The following is a 16,489-nucleotide window of genomic DNA, read 5'->3' as shown; positions in this document are numbered from 1 at the left end:
TTGAGGGTAAAGCATCATGCTGCAGCCGAAGAGAACAAAATTCCGCAAAGCGCATAAGGGCCGTATCAAAGGCCTGGCAAAAGGCGGATCAAATCTGGATTTCGGCTCTTATGGGTTGAAAGCGACGCAGCCGGGGCGTATTACAGCGCGTCAGATCGAAGCTGCACGTCGGGCGATGACCCGGCATATCAAGCGTGCAGGTAAGGTTTGGATTCGCGTTTTCCCGGATGTGCCGGTTTCCAAGAAGCCGACCGAAGTGCGTATGGGTAAAGGGAAGGGGGCTCCTGAATTCTGGGCCGCCCGGATCAAGCCCGGCCGTATCATGTTCGAGCTTGAAGGGGTGCCAGAAGATCTGGCCCGCGGCGCGTTTGAACGGGCGGCTTCCAAGCTGCCGATCGGCACTAAATTCGTTATGCGTCAGCTTTAAGCCGACCATTGAGGAGACGTGAGCTATGAAAGCTGCGGACTATAGAGCAAAAACGGCTGACGAACTCACCTCTGAGCTCGGCACGCTGAAGAAAGAACAGTTTAATCTGCGTTTCCAGGCGGCCGCGGGCCAGATGGAAAATACAGCGCGGATGCGCCAGGTGCGTCGCGATATCGCCAGAATCAAAACGATTCTCGGCGAAAGCAGCGCAGCCTGAGCCATTTAGGTAGGTTGAGAAGGATCGGTCATGCCGAAACGCATATTGCTGGGCACTGTTGTTAGCGACCTGACAAACAAAACCGTTGTGGTTTCTGTCGAAAGGCGCTTTAAGCATGCCCTCTTGGGTAAGATCGTGCGCCGCACGAAAAAATATCAGGCGCATGATGAAAAGAACGAATGGAAATCGGGTGACCGGGTACGCATTGAAGAATGCCGCCCGATCTCCAAAAACAAATGCTGGCGCGTCATTGGCGGCGAGCATGTTGAAACGGTCTGATCGCTTTGGGCGTGATGACATCACTTTTGAAGGTTTGAATCCATGATCCAGATGCAAACGAACCTCGATGTTGCCGATAATTCCGGCGCCAAGAGGGTGCAGTGCATCAAAGTGCTGGGCGGTTCCAAGAAAAAGACCGCCGGCGTTGGTGACGTGATTGTGGTTTCCATTAAGGAAGCCATTCCACGGGGGCGTGTGAAGAAGGGTGACGTGCATCGTGCCGTCGTCGTTCGCACTGCCAAGGAAGTCCGTCGCGCCGACGGCTCCGCCATCCGCTTTGATCGCAATGCCGCCGTCCTGATCAACAAGCAGGGCGAACCGATCGGGACCCGTATTTTCGGCCCGGTCGTGCGCGAGCTGCGTGCCAGCAAGCATATGAAAATCATATCGCTTGCTCCGGAGGTGTTGTGATGGCTGCGAAATTGAGAAAAGGCGACAAGGTCGTCGTTCTTGCCGGGCGCGATAAAGGCAAACGGGGCGAGATCACGCAAGTGATCCCCACGGAAGGCCGTGCGGTTGTCCAGGGCGTCAATATGGTCACCAAACATAAGAAACCCACCCAAACCGGGCCGGGCGGTATCGAGCAGATGGAAGCGCCGATTGCGCTTTCGAATCTGGCCATTGAAGATCCCAAGGATGGCAGCCCGACACGGGTTGGTTTCAAAATTCTCGACGGCGGCCGCAAGGTTCGTGTGGCGAAAAAGTCCGGGGAGACAATCGATGGCTGAGGCACAATCCTATACGCCACGCATGCGCGGTCGTTATGACGAGGTGCGCAAGCAGCTTCAGGAAAAATTCGGCTATAAAAATCCGCTTGAAGTTCCCCGGCTCGATAAGATCGTGATCAATGTGGGTGTTGGCGATGCGGTGGGTGATTCCAAGCGCATCAATAAGGTGGTTCAGGAAATCACCGCGATTTCCGGGCAAAAGCCGGTTGTCACCCACGCCAAGAAATCGATCGCCGGTTTCAAGCTGCGTGAAGGCATGCCGATTGGTGTGAAGGTGACTTTGCGTGCGCAACGCATGTATGAGTTTCTGGATCGTCTGGTAACAGTTGCCCTTCCGCGGGTGCGAGATTTCCGTGGGGTCAATCCCAAGAGCTTTGACGGCCGGGGCAATTTTGCCATGGGCCTGAAAGAGCAAATCGTGTTTCCCGAGATCAGCTATGACCAGGTTGATCACGTACGGGGAATGGACATTATCATCTGCACGACGGCCAAGACCGATGATGAAGCGCGTGAGCTTCTTCGTGGTTTTGACATGCCGTTCACGCAGATCTGAGCCGGGTGGGTAGAGCACATGGCTAAGAAGAGCGCCATTGAAAAGAACGAGCATCGCAAGACGCTTGTAAAGAAGTACGCTGCAAAGCGTGCACGGCTGAAGGCGATCTCCGAAGACCGGTCGCTGCCTGAGGAAGAGCGCTTTATCGCGCGTCTCCAACTGGCTGAGCTGCCGCGGAATTCGGCCCCAACGCGGGTGCGTAACCGCTGTGAGGTGACGGGTCGTCCCCGCGCCTATTATCGCAAGTTCAGAATTTCCCGCATCGCGCTTCGTGATCTGGCCTCAACCGGTCAGCTTCCCGGTGTCGTGAAGTCGAGTTGGTAAGGAGGGCACCCCATGTCTATGACAGATCCATTGGGTGATATGCTTACCCGCATCCGAAATGGGCTTCAGGCCCGCAAGGATGAGATTTTGGCCCCCGCTTCAAAGCAGCGTCAGCGCGTGCTGGATGTGCTGCAGCGCGAGGGCTTCATTCTCGGCTATGAACGGGCCGATCTGGACAATAACAAAGCCGAGTTGCGGATTCGCCTCAAATATCATGAAGGTGACCCGGTGATCCGGTCGATCCAGCGTGTGTCAAAGCCCGGGCGTCGGATTTATTCCGGTGTTACAGAGCTTCCCCGCGTTGCGAATGGCCTGGGCATCTCGATCGTCTCCACACCGAAGGGTGTTTTGTCTGATGCCGAAGCACGGGATCAGAATGTGGGCGGCGAAGTGATTTGCACGGTCTTCTAGGGCTGGCTCGAGGATAGGAAAGAAACATGTCGCGTATCGGAAAAAGACCGATCGAAGTTCCTTCCGGTGTCACGGTATCGCTTCAGGAAAGCGCCGTCTCCGTGAAGGGCCCGAAAGGTGAGCTGGCCGCCCCCCTCGTTTCCGAGGTGAGCGTCACGCTGGAAGACAATATGGTTTCAGTGAAGCCGAAGGATGACAGCAAGCGGGCTCGCTCCATGTGGGGGATGCAGCGCACTCTGGTCTCGAACCTGATTGAAGGGGTGAGCAAGGGCTTTGAGAAAAAGCTTGAAATCACCGGCGTGGGTTATCGTGCCCAGGTCAAGGGATCGGCGCTCAATCTTCAGCTTGGTTACAGCCATGATATCGATTTTCCCATCCCCGAGGGTGTGAATATCGTAACGCCGGATCAGACGACTGTCGTCATTTCCGGCACCGACAAGCAAAAGGTCGGTCAGGTGGCTGCTGTCATTCGTTCTTATCGCAAGCCGGAACCCTATAAGGGCAAGGGTGTGCGGTATTCGGGCGAGTATATCTTCCGCAAGGAAGGCAAGAAGAAGTAACAGGTGCTCAAGATGGCTCAGAACAAAGATTTGTTTAAGCGGCGGGGATTGCGGACACGCGCTCAGCTGCGTAAGAAAAGCGGTGGCCGTCCGCGCCTGTCGGTGCATCGGTCGTCAAAGAATATTTATGCCCAGATCATCGATGATGCGAAGGGTGAAACGCTTGCTGCGGCCTCCACATTGGATGCCAGCCTGAAAAGCACATCCGGGGGAAACCGGGATGCCGCTGAAAAGGTGGGCAAGCTGATTGCGGAACGGGCCGTGAAGGCTGGTGTGACGCAGGTTGTTTTCGATCGTGGTGGCTTTATTTATCATGGGCGTGTCAAAGCCCTTGCTGATGCGGCCCGCGAAGGCGGTTTGGATTTCTGATCCGCCGCTTTGATACTGGATTTGAGAGGAATAGGCGATGGCACGCCCTGATCGGTTTGAGCGCGAAGACAGCGAGTTCGTTGAGAAACTCGTTCATATCAACCGTGTCGCCAAGGTGGTGAAAGGCGGCCGACGTTTCGGTTTCGCAGCCCTGGTGGTGGTTGGTGACGGCAAAGGCCGCGTTGGCTTTGGCCAAGGCAAGGCCCGGGAAGTCCCGGAAGCGATCCGTAAAGCGACGGAATCCGCAAAGAAATCGATGGTCCGCGTTCCCCTGCGGGAAGGCCGGACCCTGCATCATGACAGCTTCGGTCATCATGGGGCGGGCAAGGTGCTGATCAGATCAGCAACCCAGGGGACCGGCATCATTGCCGGCGGCCCGATGCGCGCTGTTTTTGAAAGCTTAGGGGTTCAGGATATTGTGGCCAAATCTACGGGCACGTCCAATCCCTATAATATGGTGCGAGCCACCTTCGATGCCCTGAAAGAGCAGGTCAGCCCCCGGCAGATTGCGGCCAAGCGCGGCAAAAAGGTGGGTGAGATCGTCTCGCGGCGTGCGACTGTCGAACATAGCGGCGGGGGTGAGGTTTCGCTTTCTGCCGGTAGCGCGGAGTAAGAGCAGATGGCAAAGGCCAAAACGGTCACGGTCACCCAGACCGGCAGCCCCATTCGCCGTAAAGAAGATCAGCGCGCAACGCTGGTCGGCCTGGGGTTGAACAAGCTGAATCGCACCCGTGAGCTGGAAGATACACCAGCGGTACGGGGAATGATTGCAAAAGTGTCGCATCTGGTTCGTGTCGAGAATCAGTGAGGCTGTCACGAAAGCCGGGACAATACCGGTGATAAGGGTACGTCATGCGTTTGAATGATTTGAGAGATAATACCGGTGCCCGCAAGGAACGGATGCGGGTCGGCCGGGGTATTGGATCGGGCAAGGGTAAAACCGCCGGTCGGGGTGTGAAGGGTGCGAAATCGCGCTCGGGCTATTCCGTGAAGGGCTTTGAAGGCGGCCAGATGCCGATCCATATGCGCCTGCCAAAGCGTGGGTTTACCATGCTGTTTGGCAAGGAATATGGCGTGGTCAATCTGGGTCGTTTGCAAAAAGCCATCGATGCCGGCAAGCTCGACCCCAAAGGCGCGCTTGATGAGGATGCCCTGGTTGCCGCCGGTGTTGCCCGCAAGGAAAAAGACGGCCTGCGCCTGCTCGCCAAGGGCACACTGACCGCCAAGCTTACCCTCACGGTCGCCGGCGCTTCAAAAGCGGCGGTGGAAGCGGTGGAAAAAGCGGGCGGAACGGTGACCTTGACCGGACCTGCCAGCAAAGCCAGCGCTTAAGTCTGATCATGCCGACGCCTCTTGAAGGGGCGTCCGCTTTTTTTGAGTAGTCGGAGATCCTGATGGCATCGGCCGCTGAGCAACTTGCTGCCAATCTGAATTTCAAATCCTTTGCGAAGGCCGAGGAACTGAAAAAGCGCCTGTGGTTTACCTTGGGCGCGCTGATTGTTTATCGGCTTTTGACCTATGTGCCCCTGCCGGGGATCGATCCGATTTCGCTGTCGCAGTTCTTCCAGCGCACCCAGGGCGGCATGCTTGATATGTTCAACATGTTCTCCGGCGGTGCCTTGCAAAGAATGTCGATCGTTGCCCTGAATATCATGCCTTATATCTCGGCATCGATCATCATGCAGCTTCTGACCTCGATGTCGCCCTCGATGGCTGCCTTGAAAAAAGAAGGCGAAACCGGGCGCAAGAAGATCAATCAATATACCCGCTATGGAACCGTGGTCCTCACGGCGGTTCAGGGCTATGGCCTTGCCATGGCGCTGGAGGCCCAGAATGTGGTACTTGATCCCGGGATGTTTTTCCGCATCGCCACGGTGATCACGCTGGTGGGCGGCACCATGTTCCTGATGTGGCTCGGTGAGCAGATCACTGCGCGCGGTGTTGGTAACGGGATTTCCCTGATCATCTTTGCCGGGATTGTGGCTGAATTGCCCCGGGCGCTGGGTCAGGCTTTGTCCCTTGGGGAACAAGGGCTGTTGTCTCCCGCCGCCATCGTTTTGCTGCTTTTGGGGGTTGTGGGGCTGATTTATGGCATTGTTTTCATGGAACGCGCCCAACGCCGGGTGACGGTACAATATCCCAAGCGCCAGATGGGCAACCGGATGTTTCAGGGCGATACCTCGCATCTGCCGATGAAGCTCAATACGGCGGGCGTTATTCCGCCGATTTTTGCCAGTTCGCTGCTGCTTTTGCCGATGACCATCGCGGGCTTTTCAGCCGAAGGCGGGCCGGAATGGATGACCATGGTGACATCCCTTCTCGGCCATGGGCAGCCGCTTTATATCGCGCTTTATACGGCGGGGATCATTTTCTTTGCCTTCTTCTATACCGCGATCGTGTTCAATCCTGAGGAAACTGCGGATAATCTGAAAAAGCATGGCGGCTTTGTGCCCGGGATCCGGCCCGGCCAACGCACGGCGGAATATCTCGATCATGTCCTCACCCGTTTGACCGTGATCGGTTCGATCTATCTCGCCATCGTGTGTGTGATTCCGGAAATTCTGATATCGCAATATTCGATTCCCTTTTATCTGGGTGGAACCAGCCTTTTGATCGTGGTCAGCGTGACCATGGATACCGTGGGGCAGATTCATTCGCATCTGATGGCGCACCAGTATGAAGGTCTGATCAAGAAGTCGAGATTGAAGGGGGGGCGTCGATGATCGTCATTCTTCTTGGACCGCCGGGGGCGGGCAAGGGTACCCAGGCCCAGCGTTTGCAGGCGGATCATGGTTTAAAACAGCTCAGCACCGGCGATATGTTGCGGGCTGCGGTGAAAAATGAAACCAGAGTCGGGCGTTTGGCGAAAGAAGCCATGGATGCCGGCAAATTGGTGAGTGACGATCTCGTTGTGCAGATCATTGCTGATCGCATTCAGGAAGATGATTGCGCCACAGGCTTTTTGCTCGATGGGTTTCCTCGGACGGTGGCACAGGCCGAAGCTTTGGATGTGATGCTTTCAGACATCGGCCGTAAGCTTGATGCCGTGATCGAGGTGACAGTCCCGGATTCAATCCTTGTAGAGCGGGTCGCCGGGCGCTATGCCTGTGCGAAATGCGGTGCAGGCTATCATGATCGCTTTAAGAAACCGGCACAAGCTGGCGTGTGCGATCAATGCGGCTCCACCGATTTCATCCGCAGGGATGACGATAATGCTGAAACCGTGCGCACACGGCTCGATGCCTATAAGAAGCAAACGGAACCTCTTCTCCCTTATTATCAGGAGAAAGGCGTTCTTTTGCAGGTCGATGGCGAACAATCGATCGATGCGGTTGCGCGGACAATAGACGAGGCTTTGGGGGTTTGAGGCTTTAGGCCTTTGCCAATTTGGCAAGGGAAAAAAGCCATCCACCGGAGTTTGTGGCTTTCACAGAATCGGAATGGTTGACTATGGCCATTCGATTCATATAATCGCGCGCTTCGGCGGGCGGATGATTCGAGACAACAGACCGTTTGAAAACGGTGACGAGGAGTTAGGTCGTGGCGCGTATTGCAGGCGTTAACATTCCAACGAACAAGCGGGTCGAGATTGCCTTGACCTATATTCACGGCATTGGTCGGACCAAGGCGCGTGATATTTGTGGCAAGCTTGGCTTTCCAATAGAACGCCGGGTTCATCAGCTGACGGACGCGGAAGTCATTCAGATTCGTGAACTGATCGATAGTGAATTCGTCGTCGAAGGCGATCTGCGTCGTGAAGTGGCCATGAATATCAAGCGGTTGATGGATCTTGCCACCTATCGTGGCCTGCGTCATCGCCGTGGCTTGCCGGTGCGTGGTCAGCGGACCCACACCAATGCGCGGACGCGCAAGGGCAAAGCCAAGCCGATTGCTGGCAAGAAGAAATAATACGGTTCCTGATCTGGCATATCTGCCGGTCTTCAGGGGCTGCCCCGTATCGCTGAAGGACGAATTGAGACAATGGCGAAAGAACCAACACGGATTAAGCGTCGTGAGCGCAAGAACATCACCAGCGGTGTTGTTCATGTGAATGCGTCATTCAATAATACCATGATCAGCATCACGGATGCGCAGGGGAATGTTATTTCCTGGTCCAGTGCGGGCATGATGGGCTTTAAAGGGTCGCGGAAATCCACGCCCTATGCTGCCCAGGTTGCCGCTGAAGATGCCGGCAAGAAAGCCGCCGAGCATGGCATGAACATTGTTGAAGTGGAAGTGAAAGGCCCCGGTTCGGGTCGTGAATCGGCCCTGCGCGCCTTGCAGTCGATTGGTTTCACCATCACTGCGATCCGGGATGTAACCCCCATCCCACATAATGGATGCCGGCCACCGAAGCGTCGCCGCGTCTGAAGACTGATCATGCGGTTCGGCCTTGCCCTTCAGGGCGGATAAAGGGTGGAACCGCGACCGGCGCTTGGCGCCTTGTTATGGCCTTTTTGCAAGGGCGAGGATGTTAGCGTGATTCAGAAGAACTGGCATGAACTGATCAAGCCGAGTGCGCTCGAGATCACCCCCAGTGCGGACCCCAAACGCCGCGCCAAGGTTGTGGCCGAGCCGCTGGAACGTGGCTTTGGGATGACTTTGGGCAATGCCCTGCGCCGGGTGTTGCTGTCGTCCTTGCAGGGCGGCGCTGTTACCAGCATTCAGGTTGAGGGGATTTTGCACGAATTCTCATCGATCCCGGGTGTGCGTGAGGATGTCACCGACATTGTCCTGAACGTCAAGCAGATGGCCATTCGCATGCAGGCCGAACAGCCCAAGCGGCTGCATCTGACCGCCACCGGTCCCGGCGAAGTGCGCGCTGGCCAGATTTCCGAAGTGGCAGGCGTTGATATTCTCGACAAGGATCTGGTGATCTGCACCCTTGATGAAGGGGCGACGCTGAACATGGAATTCACGGTTGAATCCGGCAAAGGCTATGTGCCCGCCGATCGCAACCGCCCTGAAGATGCGCCCATTGGTCTTATCCCCATCGATGCCTTGTTCTCGCCGATCAAGCGCGTGGCTTATAAGGTTGAGAATACCCGTGAAGGGCAAATTCTTGATTATGATAAGCTGATCATGGAAATCGAAACCGATGGCACGGTCAGCCCCGAAGATGCGGTGGCCTTTGCCGCCCGCATCCTGCAAGATCAGTTGCAGCTTTTCATCAATTTTGAAGAGCCGCGTCAGGTTGAAGAGCGTCGTGAAGAAGAAGAGCCGCTGTTCAATCGCAATTATCTGCGCAAGGTGGATGAGCTTGAATTGTCGGTCCGGTCGGCGAATTGCCTGAAGAACGACAATATCGTCTATATCGGCGATCTGGTTCAGAAAACCGAAGCAGAAATGCTGAGAACCCCGAATTTTGGTCGCAAGTCCTTGAATGAAATCAAGGAAGTGTTGACACAGATGGGCCTGAAACTGGGCATGGAATTGCCCGGCTGGCCACCCGAAAATATTGAAGATCTGGCAAAAAAGCTGGAAAACGAATACTGATCTTGCCGCCATCGCGCCCGTGAGGGTCCGCCTGGCTGGTGTTCAAGGAGAGAGACAATGCGGCATCGTAACGCCGGACGTAAGCTTGGTCGGACCTCGTCCCACCGCCGTTCCCTGTTCATGAATATGTCACAAGCCCTTGTGAAGCATGAGCAGATCATCACCACCCTGCCCAAGGCGAAAGAGCTTCGCCCGGTGCTGGAAAAGCTGATCACCCTGGGTAAAAAGGGTGGCCTCGCCAATCGCCGTCGCGCCATTGCGCAATTGCAAAGCGAAGGTCTGGTCGAGAAAATCTTTTCCGAACTGGCCACCCGCTATGCGGATCGCCCCGGCGGTTATGTGCGCGTGCTGAAAGCAGGCTTCAGAAAAGGCGATAATGCCCCTTTGGCGATCATCGAATTGGTGGATCGCAATGAAGAGGCCAAGGGCAAGGACTCCGGGCCCGTTCATCTCGATGATGACATGGAAGATGCCGCCTGAGGGTGGCTGTCTCCCCGTCTTTTGATCGCGCTTTTGGTTGACGCCCTTTCCCGCATGGGAAGGGGCTTTTTCCTTTTTGCCGCCATGGTGATTGCTGCTAAAACCAATTGAGCCACATCCGCGAAGAAAGGCGTATTCATGATCGCACTCTCTCAACGCTTTGGGCGTAAACGCTTTTTGATAGCCGCTTGCGTTTTTGTGCTGGCTGCTTTGGCGGGGCAGAGCAGCCGGGCACAAATGCCTGATGGGCCTGATCGTCGGGTGCCTTCGGGGCAAGGCGAGGTGCTTTTATCCTATGCTCCGGTGGTGCGCGATGTTGCCCCTGCGGTGGTCAATATCTATACGGCGCGCAAGGTGGCGGCGCGGCGGTCGGTGTTCAGCGATCCCTTTTTTCGCCGGTTCATGGGCGATAATTTCAGCTTTGGTGCCCCGCGTGAGCGGATCGAACGGTCTTTGGGATCGGGGGTCATCGTGCGGGATAATGGGGTGATCGTTACCAATCATCATGTTATTGGCGATGCCGATGTGATCAAGGTGGTGCTGGCCGATCGCCGGGAATTCACGGCGGAGGTGATTTTATCGGATGCCCGCACCGATCTTGCCATTTTGCAGATCGATCCCGCCGGGGCGGCTTTGCCCTTTGCCCGCTTGGCCGAGGCCGATGATGCGGAGGTGGGCGATATCGTTCTGGCCATTGGCAATCCTTTCGGCATCGGCCAAACGGTGACGGCGGGGATCGTTTCGGCCAAGGCCCGCACCCAGATCGGCGTGAGCGATTATGGCTTTTTCATCCAAACCGATGCGGCGGTTAATCCTGGCAATTCCGGAGGGGCGCTGGTGGGTTTGAACGGGGATCTGGTGGGCATCAATACGGCAATTTTCTCGCGCACCGGCGATACCAGCGGAATCGGATTTGCGATCCCAGCCTCGATGGTGCGATCAGTGATCAAGGCCGCCCTTGATGGGGGGGAAATCATCCGCCCCTGGCTTGGCATTGCGGGTCAGCCGGTGACGGCTGATATGGCGTCGGCCGTGGGGCTTGATCGCCCCGGCGGGGTGATGATCAGCGAGCTTTATCCCGAAGGGCCTGCCGATCAAGCGGGGCTTTTGCCCGGCGATGTGATTTTGCAGATCGATGGCGAGGATGTGATCGATGAAAATGGTCTGCGCTTTCGCACCGCCACCCGTGGTGAGGGAGATGCGGTGGTGCTGGACATTTTGCGCGATGGCCAAAGGATCGAGGAGCGGGTGGTTCTGGCGCTTCTGCCTGAAACCCCGGAACGCAGCATCACCCGGCTGGATGGTCGCCATCCCTTTCAAGGGATAACGGTCGGCAATCTCTCGCCCCGCTATGCCGAAGAATTGGGCCTTGATCCCATGCGCAAAGGGGTGATCGTGCTGGAGATTGCCAATCGCAGCCCGGCGGCACGCTATGGCTATGTTCGCCCCGGCGACGAGATCATGAATCTGCAAAATGAGGCGATGACAACCGTTGCCGATCTGCTTGCGATCACCCAACAGCCATGGGAGGAATGGGTTTATCGGGTGCGCCGCAATGGGCGGCTTCTTGATTGTGCAGTTTTCAAAAACGGCTCTGCGGAGTGCCGCGTCGCGGGATGACAGGGTGAGTGATCTTTTTGCCAGAGCGGATCCGGCGACAGAGGCAGGCGCGAAACCTGCACCTTTGGCGGATCGCCTGCGTCCGCAGCAGTTAGGGGACGTGGTAGGCCAGGATCATCTTTTGGCAGATGATGCCCCCCTTGGTCGGATGATCGCCAGATCAACCATCAGCTCGGTCATTCTGTGGGGCCCGCCGGGGACGGGTAAGACCACCATCGCCCGGCTTTTGGCGGCGATGGGTGCGCTTCGGTTCGTGCAGATTTCTGCGATTTTATCGGGTGTTGCCGATCTCAAGAAAATTTTTGAAGCGGCCCGTCATCATCGCCAGATGGGACAGGCCACCTTGCTGTTTGTGGATGAAATTCATCGCTTCAACCGGTCTCAGCAGGATAGCTTCCTCCCTTATGTCGAGGATGGTACCCTGACCCTGATCGGCGCGACGACGGAAAATCCGTCCTTTGAAATCAATGGCGCTTTATTGTCGCGGATGCAGGTTTTGCAGCTAAAGCGCCTTGATGATGTGGCCCTGCAGGCCCTGCTGGCCCGCGCCGAAGCCCATCTGCCCCAGCCTTTGCAGCTCACGCCTGCCGCGCGCGATATGCTGATTGCCATGGCCGATGGCGATGGCCGGATGCTGCTCAATCAGGTGGAAGTCCTTCATGATCTGGGGGGCGATCAGCCATTGGACGGCGATGCGCTCACAAGCCTTTTGCAAAAGCGTGCCCCCAGCCATGATAAAGATCGCGATGGGCATTATAATCTGGCCTCTGCCCTTCATAAATCCTTGCGCAGTTCGGATGCGGATGCCGCCCTTTATTGGCTGGCCCGGGCACTGGACGCCGGGGAAAATCCCCTGTTCATCCTGCGCAGACTGGTGCGCTTTGCCAGCGAGGATGTGGGGCTGGCCGATCCGCAGGCGCTCAGGCAGGCCCTGGCGGCAAAAGAAGCCTATCAGTTTCTGGGCAGCCCTGAAGGGGAACTGGCGATTTTTGAAGCCGCGCTTTATCTGGCCACCGCGCCAAAATCCAATGCCGCCTATAAAGCCTCGAAGGCGGCGCTGCAGGCGGCCCGCGATCATGGCGGGCTGATGCCCCCGGCGCATCTTATGAATGCCCCCACCAAGATGATGAAGGATCTGGGCTATGGGGCGGGCTATCTTTATGATCATGATCATGAAGATGGCTTTTCCGGCCAGAATTGTTTTCCCGATGATCTGCCGCGCCAAAGTTTTTACCAGCCGCCCGAGCGCGGCTTTGAGCGGGATATCGCCAAAAGGCTGGCCTATTGGGACCGCCTGCGATCCCAGAAAAAGAATAAAGAATGAGGCGTGAATGATGCTTGCTGTTTTTGATTGTGATGGAACGCTGGTGGATAGCCAGCATGTAATCATCAGCGCCATGCGGATGGCTTTTGCCGCCAATGATCGGGCCGCCCCTTCGGATGCGCAGATCCGCCAGATCGTGGGTTTGTCCTTGCCCGAAGCGATGACCGCTCTTTTGCAGGGCGGTGCCAAAATCACGGCCGATCGCGATCCCGATCCGGCTTTGCCCGGGCTTTTGGCGGATGCCTATAAACAGGCTTTTGTGGATTTGCGGGCAAGAGATGGGCATCGGCAGGAACCGCTTTATCCCGGCATCAAAAGCACCCTCGATCATTTGCGGAATGAGGGTGTTTTATTGGCGGTGGCCACCGGAAAATCGATCCGGGGCCTCAATTCGATCCTCGCCCACCATAATCTGGCGGATTATTTCATCAGCCTGCAAACGGCGGATACCCATCCCTCGAAACCGCATCCCTCGATGCTTCTGGCGGCGATGGATGAAGCTGGTATGGCCCCTGAAAAAACCATCCTTATCGGTGATACAAGCTATGATATACTGATGGCCCGGGCCGCAGGGGCCTGGGGCTTGGGTGTTTCATGGGGCTATCATGCGACCGCCGATCTGCTGGCCGCAGGGGCCCATGCCATCAGCCGCAATGGGGATGAACTACCCCATGATATCAGCAATTTATTGGCAAAGGCCACAGCATGACACCGCCGGAACCACCAAAGCGCCGATTTTATTTTCTCCAGCTTGCGGGGTTGTTTCTGTTTTTTGCCCTGCTCGATTATGTGGTGCTGGATCAGATGGATTATGTGGGATCGAATGAAATCCTCACCGCCCTTTTTACGGTGCTGACATTGATCCTGATGCTGCTGGTGGCGGCAACCCTTTTGATGGTGATGTGCTTTTCCAATGCCCGTTTGGGGGCGGCGATCACCCGGCGGTTTCAATATCTGCGCGATGCCTGGGCGGTGCCTTTCCGGCATCTGGGCCTGTTTGGGGTGCATGTGGAAAGCGGAATGGATGAAAAAAAGCAGGCCACAAGGCGCAAGCAGCAAAGGCATCAGCGTCGCCGCTATCGGCAGCACCCTGAAAAAAACGGATCATAGACCCGATGGCGGCAATCAAGCGCTTTTACCGGCAGGCGGATAAAGTGGCCGCAGGATCGGGCTTTTGTATCGCCCTTGATGGTCGCCCGGTCAAAACCCCATTGAAAGCCGATCTGATCGCCCCCACCGCCGCCATGGCCGATGCCATTGTGGCGGAATGGCAAAGCGTGGGGGATCGCATCGATCCCGCGCAGATGCCCATCACCCGTTTTTTGAACAGCAGCCTTGATCGGGTCAAGGGCCGCCGCCCATCGGTGATCGATGAGATCGCCGCTTTTGGTGCCACCGATCTCACCTGCTATCGCGCCGAGGCTCCGGAGTCTTTGGTGGCTGCCCAGAAAGACCATTGGAACCCGCCGCTTTCCTGGCTCGAAAGCACCCATCATATCTCGCTGGCCGTTACCTGCGGGGTCAGCCCGGTGGCGCAGGATGAACAGGCGCTGGGGGCCTTGCGGGCGTTGATCGCCGGATTGGATGATCATCGGCTGATGGCCCTTCATAGCGCCACCACCCTGAGCGGATCGGTGGTTTTAGGGCTGGCCTATGTTTGTGGGCGGCTGGATCGCGATGGATTTTGGGCTGCGGCCATGGTGGATGAAGATCATCAGATGGCCCGCTGGGGCGAGGATGCAGAGGCGCTGGCCAAGCGCCAAAGTCTGCTCCGCGAATTTGACGATCTGGATTGCTGGCTATCGCTTTTATGAAGGATATGCCAAGCTGATTTTTTGAAAATCAACTGTGGAATGGTCTATGCCTCGCTTCAAAGCCTTGATCCCGGTGCTTTTTATGTTTGCCGCTTTTGGCTTGTCTTCTTGGGGGGGCGGGCCTGCGAAGGCCGGGCAAGCCGCCCCGAACCAGCCTTCCACGCCTGCGATGAAACCGGATGCGGCGGCCACAGCCCTGCATCAGCTTTTTGCCGATGAATGGCAGGCACGGCTACAAAGGCAGCCTTTCATGGCCAGCCAGCGCGGGGTGAGGGCTGCGGATTCAGAGGTTCCCGATCTATCAGAAGCGGCGCAGATGGCGGCTTTGGCCGAGGATCGCCAGTTTCTCGAACGGCTTGATGAGATTGCACGCAGCGATCTGGATGCCGAGGATCGCCTTAATGCCGATCTTTTTGCGCATCTGCTGCGGGGGCGCCTTGATCGGGGTGCCTATCGGCCCTGGCGGATTCCCTTTGTCTCGGATAGCGGCTTTCATACGGCGGCGGTGATGTCGGTGGAAGCCATACCGTTTCAAACTCTGGCGCAGTATGAAGCCTATCTTGCGCGGCTTTCAAAGCTTGCCCCCTATTTCGCCCAAGGCATGGGCAATATGCGGCAGGGCATGGCGGATGGCTTTACCATGCCCCGGGCCATTCTGCCCAATGTTGCCCCCGGCTTTGCGGCTTTGGCAGTGGAAAAGCCCGAAGACAGCGCCTTTTACAAACCCTTCGCGCAGATGCCCGGCAGCATCACGGCGGCGGATCAGAAAAGGCTGCGGGCCGAGGCCGAGGCCATTCTAAGGCAGGATCTTTTGCCCGTCTTGGGGGCGCTGCATCGCTTTTTCGTCGAAGATTACAGCCCCGCCGCCCGCGAAACATTGGGGGCCACAGCCCTGCCCGATGGCGAAGATTATTATGCCATGCTCATCCGATCCTATACCACATTGGATCTTTCAGCAGCCGAAATTCATCAGATCGGTTTGGATGAAGCGGCGCGTATTCGCGCCGAGATGCAGGTGATCATCGATGATCTGAGCTTTGAAGGCAGCTTTGCCGATTTTCTCGCTTTCCTGCGCACTGATCCGCAATTTTATGCCCAAACATCTCAGGAATTGCTGAACAGGGCCGCCTGGATCGCCAAACAGATCGATGAAAAGCTGCCCGCCTTTTTCAAGACCCTGCCGCGCATTCCTTATGGGGTGCGGGCGGTGCCCGATGCGATTGCCCCCAACTATACCACGGGCCGCTATTGGGGGCCGGTGGATGGCGTGCGCGGGGGGCTGTTCATGGTCAATACCTATGATCTGGGAAAGCGCCCCTTATATAATCTGCCCGCTTTGACCCTGCATGAAGGTGTGCCCGGCCATCATCTGCAAACGGCCCTCGCCCGGGAAAATCAGGATGTGCCGGAGTTTCGCAAGGCGATGTATGTGGTGGCCTTTGGCGAGGGTTGGGGGCTTTATAGCGAAAAGCTGGGTCAGGAGATGGGCATCTACCAAACACCCTATGAACATTTTGGCCGCCTGACCTATGAAATTTGGCGTGCCGGGCGGCTGGTGGTGGATACCGGCCTTCATGCCATGGGCTGGAGCCGGGCGCAGGCAGTGGCCTTTTTTCAGGAAAACTCCGCCCTGTCTCAGCATAATATCGAAACCGAAGTGGATCGCTATATCTCATGGCCGGGGCAGGCGCTGGGCTATAAGCTGGGCGAGATGAAAATTCTGGATTTACGGGCGCGGGCGGAAAAGGCTTTGGGGGATCGTTTTGATCTGCGCCTGTTCCATGATGCTCTTTTGGGGAATGGCTCTTTGCCTTTGCCGGTTCTGGATCAACAGATCGATGCCTTTATCGCGGCGTCCCTCGCCCCCTGACTACAGGCTCCCCGGAT

General features: G+C 56.7%; 25 protein-coding genes. All 25 read left to right on the top strand.

Annotation, left to right across the window (positions count from 1 at the left end; translation table 11 throughout):
• Positions 1-16: 16 nt before the first annotated feature.
• The gene (rplP, locus tag AQ1_RS03140; protein WP_042084099.1) at positions 17-427 is read left to right on the top strand and encodes a 50S ribosomal protein L16; all 411 of its coding nucleotides are present in this window, start codon (positions 17-19) and stop codon (positions 425-427) included.
• Between the two features lie 25 nt (positions 428-452).
• On the top strand, positions 453-644 hold the full coding sequence (gene rpmC, locus AQ1_RS03135; RefSeq protein WP_042084096.1) for a 50S ribosomal protein L29: 192 nt from the start codon (positions 453-455) through the stop codon (positions 642-644).
• 30 nt (positions 645-674) lie between these two features.
• Positions 675-923, top strand: a complete 249-nt coding sequence (rpsQ, locus tag AQ1_RS03130; protein ID WP_042084094.1) for a 30S ribosomal protein S17 — start codon at positions 675-677, stop codon at positions 921-923.
• A 42-nt stretch (positions 924-965) separates the two neighbouring features.
• Positions 966-1,334 (top strand): 50S ribosomal protein L14, encoded by a 369-nt coding sequence (gene rplN, locus AQ1_RS03125; RefSeq protein WP_042084092.1) that lies wholly within the window; start codon positions 966-968, stop codon positions 1,332-1,334.
• Positions 1,331-1,651: a 50S ribosomal protein L24 gene (rplX, locus tag AQ1_RS03120; protein WP_390624402.1), complete on the top strand. Its 321-nt coding sequence runs from the start codon at positions 1,331-1,333 to the stop codon at positions 1,649-1,651. The genes rplN and rplX overlap by 4 nt, the downstream gene beginning before the upstream one ends.
• Entirely contained in the window at positions 1,644-2,204 is a 561-nt protein-coding gene (gene rplE / locus AQ1_RS03115) for a 50S ribosomal protein L5 (RefSeq protein ID WP_042084088.1), read from the top strand. Before rplX ends, rplE begins: the two co-directional genes overlap by 8 nt.
• Positions 2,205-2,222: 18 nt before the next feature.
• The gene (rpsN, locus tag AQ1_RS03110; RefSeq protein ID WP_042084085.1) at positions 2,223-2,528 is read left to right on the top strand and encodes a 30S ribosomal protein S14; all 306 of its coding nucleotides are present in this window, start codon (positions 2,223-2,225) and stop codon (positions 2,526-2,528) included.
• Between the two features lie 12 nt (positions 2,529-2,540).
• Positions 2,541-2,939 (top strand): 30S ribosomal protein S8, encoded by a 399-nt coding sequence (rpsH, locus tag AQ1_RS03105; protein ID WP_042084082.1) that lies wholly within the window; start codon positions 2,541-2,543, stop codon positions 2,937-2,939.
• A gap of 26 nt (positions 2,940-2,965) precedes the next feature.
• Positions 2,966-3,499 carry a 50S ribosomal protein L6 gene (rplF, locus tag AQ1_RS03100; protein WP_042084081.1) on the top strand — a complete coding sequence of 178 codons (534 nt, stop codon included), beginning with the start codon at positions 2,966-2,968 and terminating at the stop codon, positions 3,497-3,499.
• A 12-nt stretch (positions 3,500-3,511) separates the two neighbouring features.
• Entirely contained in the window at positions 3,512-3,868 is a 357-nt protein-coding gene (rplR, locus tag AQ1_RS03095; RefSeq protein WP_042084078.1) for a 50S ribosomal protein L18, read from the top strand.
• Positions 3,869-3,905: 37 nt separating this feature from the next.
• The gene (gene rpsE, locus AQ1_RS03090; RefSeq protein ID WP_042084076.1) at positions 3,906-4,481 is read left to right on the top strand and encodes a 30S ribosomal protein S5; all 576 of its coding nucleotides are present in this window, start codon (positions 3,906-3,908) and stop codon (positions 4,479-4,481) included.
• A gap of 6 nt (positions 4,482-4,487) precedes the next feature.
• Positions 4,488-4,676 (top strand): 50S ribosomal protein L30, encoded by a 189-nt coding sequence (gene rpmD, locus AQ1_RS03085; RefSeq protein ID WP_042084074.1) that lies wholly within the window; start codon positions 4,488-4,490, stop codon positions 4,674-4,676.
• 44 nt (positions 4,677-4,720) lie between these two features.
• Positions 4,721-5,200 carry a 50S ribosomal protein L15 gene (rplO, locus tag AQ1_RS03080; RefSeq protein WP_042084071.1) on the top strand — a complete coding sequence of 160 codons (480 nt, stop codon included), beginning with the start codon at positions 4,721-4,723 and terminating at the stop codon, positions 5,198-5,200.
• 62 nt (positions 5,201-5,262) lie between these two features.
• Entirely contained in the window at positions 5,263-6,591 is a 1,329-nt protein-coding gene (secY, locus tag AQ1_RS03075) for a preprotein translocase subunit SecY (protein WP_042084069.1), read from the top strand.
• Positions 6,588-7,235 (top strand): adenylate kinase, encoded by a 648-nt coding sequence (locus AQ1_RS03070; RefSeq protein WP_042084066.1) that lies wholly within the window; start codon positions 6,588-6,590, stop codon positions 7,233-7,235. Before secY ends, AQ1_RS03070 begins: the two co-directional genes overlap by 4 nt.
• Positions 7,236-7,408: 173 nt before the next feature.
• A complete protein-coding gene (gene rpsM, locus AQ1_RS03065) occupies positions 7,409-7,777 on the top strand; it encodes a 30S ribosomal protein S13 (protein ID WP_042084064.1) in 369 nt (122 codons plus the stop codon).
• A 72-nt stretch (positions 7,778-7,849) separates the two neighbouring features.
• Entirely contained in the window at positions 7,850-8,239 is a 390-nt protein-coding gene (gene rpsK, locus AQ1_RS03060; RefSeq protein ID WP_042084060.1) for a 30S ribosomal protein S11, read from the top strand.
• Between the two features lie 108 nt (positions 8,240-8,347).
• Entirely contained in the window at positions 8,348-9,364 is a 1,017-nt protein-coding gene (locus AQ1_RS03055) for a DNA-directed RNA polymerase subunit alpha (protein WP_042084199.1), read from the top strand.
• Between the two features lie 57 nt (positions 9,365-9,421).
• Positions 9,422-9,844 (top strand): 50S ribosomal protein L17, encoded by a 423-nt coding sequence (gene rplQ / locus AQ1_RS03050; RefSeq protein ID WP_042084057.1) that lies wholly within the window; start codon positions 9,422-9,424, stop codon positions 9,842-9,844.
• A 138-nt stretch (positions 9,845-9,982) separates the two neighbouring features.
• Positions 9,983-11,464, top strand: coding sequence for a Do family serine endopeptidase (locus AQ1_RS03045; protein ID WP_052370856.1), 1,482 nt, complete (start codon positions 9,983-9,985; stop codon positions 11,462-11,464).
• A gap of 4 nt (positions 11,465-11,468) precedes the next feature.
• Entirely contained in the window at positions 11,469-12,788 is a 1,320-nt protein-coding gene (locus AQ1_RS03040; RefSeq protein ID WP_042084054.1) for a replication-associated recombination protein A, read from the top strand.
• 7 nt (positions 12,789-12,795) lie between these two features.
• The gene (locus AQ1_RS03035; RefSeq protein ID WP_042084051.1) at positions 12,796-13,497 is read left to right on the top strand and encodes an HAD-IA family hydrolase; all 702 of its coding nucleotides are present in this window, start codon (positions 12,796-12,798) and stop codon (positions 13,495-13,497) included.
• A complete protein-coding gene (locus tag AQ1_RS03030) occupies positions 13,494-13,898 on the top strand; it encodes a hypothetical protein (protein WP_042084047.1) in 405 nt (134 codons plus the stop codon). Before AQ1_RS03035 ends, AQ1_RS03030 begins: the two co-directional genes overlap by 4 nt.
• A gap of 5 nt (positions 13,899-13,903) precedes the next feature.
• Positions 13,904-14,602 (top strand): ATP12 family chaperone protein, encoded by a 699-nt coding sequence (locus AQ1_RS03025; RefSeq protein ID WP_042084044.1) that lies wholly within the window; start codon positions 13,904-13,906, stop codon positions 14,600-14,602.
• A 46-nt stretch (positions 14,603-14,648) separates the two neighbouring features.
• A complete protein-coding gene (locus AQ1_RS03020; protein ID WP_462686934.1) occupies positions 14,649-16,472 on the top strand; it encodes a DUF885 domain-containing protein in 1,824 nt (607 codons plus the stop codon).
• Positions 16,473-16,489: the final 17 nt, after the last annotated feature.

Origin of the sequence: Iodidimonas nitroreducens (assembly GCA_000710935.1) — a bacterium.
Lineage (GTDB): Bacteria > Pseudomonadota > Alphaproteobacteria > Sphingomonadales > Rhodothalassiaceae > Iodidimonas > Iodidimonas nitroreducens.
This window is presented reverse-complemented; position numbering and strand designations above follow the sequence as displayed.

Coding starts and splice junctions, on each gene's coding strand:
- rplP (WP_042084099.1), top strand. CDS start 17: ATGCTGCAGCCGAAGAGAACAAAATTCCGCAAAGCGCATAAGGGCCGT.
- rpmC (WP_042084096.1), top strand. CDS start 453: ATGAAAGCTGCGGACTATAGAGCAAAAACGGCTGACGAACTCACCTCT.
- rpsQ (WP_042084094.1), top strand. CDS start 675: ATGCCGAAACGCATATTGCTGGGCACTGTTGTTAGCGACCTGACAAAC.
- rplN (WP_042084092.1), top strand. CDS start 966: ATGATCCAGATGCAAACGAACCTCGATGTTGCCGATAATTCCGGCGCC.
- rplE (WP_042084088.1), top strand. CDS start 1,644: ATGGCTGAGGCACAATCCTATACGCCACGCATGCGCGGTCGTTATGAC.
- rpsN (WP_042084085.1), top strand. CDS start 2,223: ATGGCTAAGAAGAGCGCCATTGAAAAGAACGAGCATCGCAAGACGCTT.
- rpsH (WP_042084082.1), top strand. CDS start 2,541: ATGTCTATGACAGATCCATTGGGTGATATGCTTACCCGCATCCGAAAT.
- rplF (WP_042084081.1), top strand. CDS start 2,966: ATGTCGCGTATCGGAAAAAGACCGATCGAAGTTCCTTCCGGTGTCACG.
- rplR (WP_042084078.1), top strand. CDS start 3,512: ATGGCTCAGAACAAAGATTTGTTTAAGCGGCGGGGATTGCGGACACGC.
- rpsE (WP_042084076.1), top strand. CDS start 3,906: ATGGCACGCCCTGATCGGTTTGAGCGCGAAGACAGCGAGTTCGTTGAG.
- rpmD (WP_042084074.1), top strand. CDS start 4,488: ATGGCAAAGGCCAAAACGGTCACGGTCACCCAGACCGGCAGCCCCATT.
- rplO (WP_042084071.1), top strand. CDS start 4,721: ATGCGTTTGAATGATTTGAGAGATAATACCGGTGCCCGCAAGGAACGG.
- secY (WP_042084069.1), top strand. CDS start 5,263: ATGGCATCGGCCGCTGAGCAACTTGCTGCCAATCTGAATTTCAAATCC.
- AQ1_RS03070 (WP_042084066.1), top strand. CDS start 6,588: ATGATCGTCATTCTTCTTGGACCGCCGGGGGCGGGCAAGGGTACCCAG.
- rpsK (WP_042084060.1), top strand. CDS start 7,850: ATGGCGAAAGAACCAACACGGATTAAGCGTCGTGAGCGCAAGAACATC.
- rplQ (WP_042084057.1), top strand. CDS start 9,422: ATGCGGCATCGTAACGCCGGACGTAAGCTTGGTCGGACCTCGTCCCAC.
- AQ1_RS03045 (WP_052370856.1), top strand. CDS start 9,983: ATGATCGCACTCTCTCAACGCTTTGGGCGTAAACGCTTTTTGATAGCC.
- AQ1_RS03035 (WP_042084051.1), top strand. CDS start 12,796: ATGATGCTTGCTGTTTTTGATTGTGATGGAACGCTGGTGGATAGCCAG.
- AQ1_RS03030 (WP_042084047.1), top strand. CDS start 13,494: ATGACACCGCCGGAACCACCAAAGCGCCGATTTTATTTTCTCCAGCTT.
- AQ1_RS03025 (WP_042084044.1), top strand. CDS start 13,904: ATGGCGGCAATCAAGCGCTTTTACCGGCAGGCGGATAAAGTGGCCGCA.
- AQ1_RS03020 (WP_462686934.1), top strand. CDS start 14,649: ATGCCTCGCTTCAAAGCCTTGATCCCGGTGCTTTTTATGTTTGCCGCT.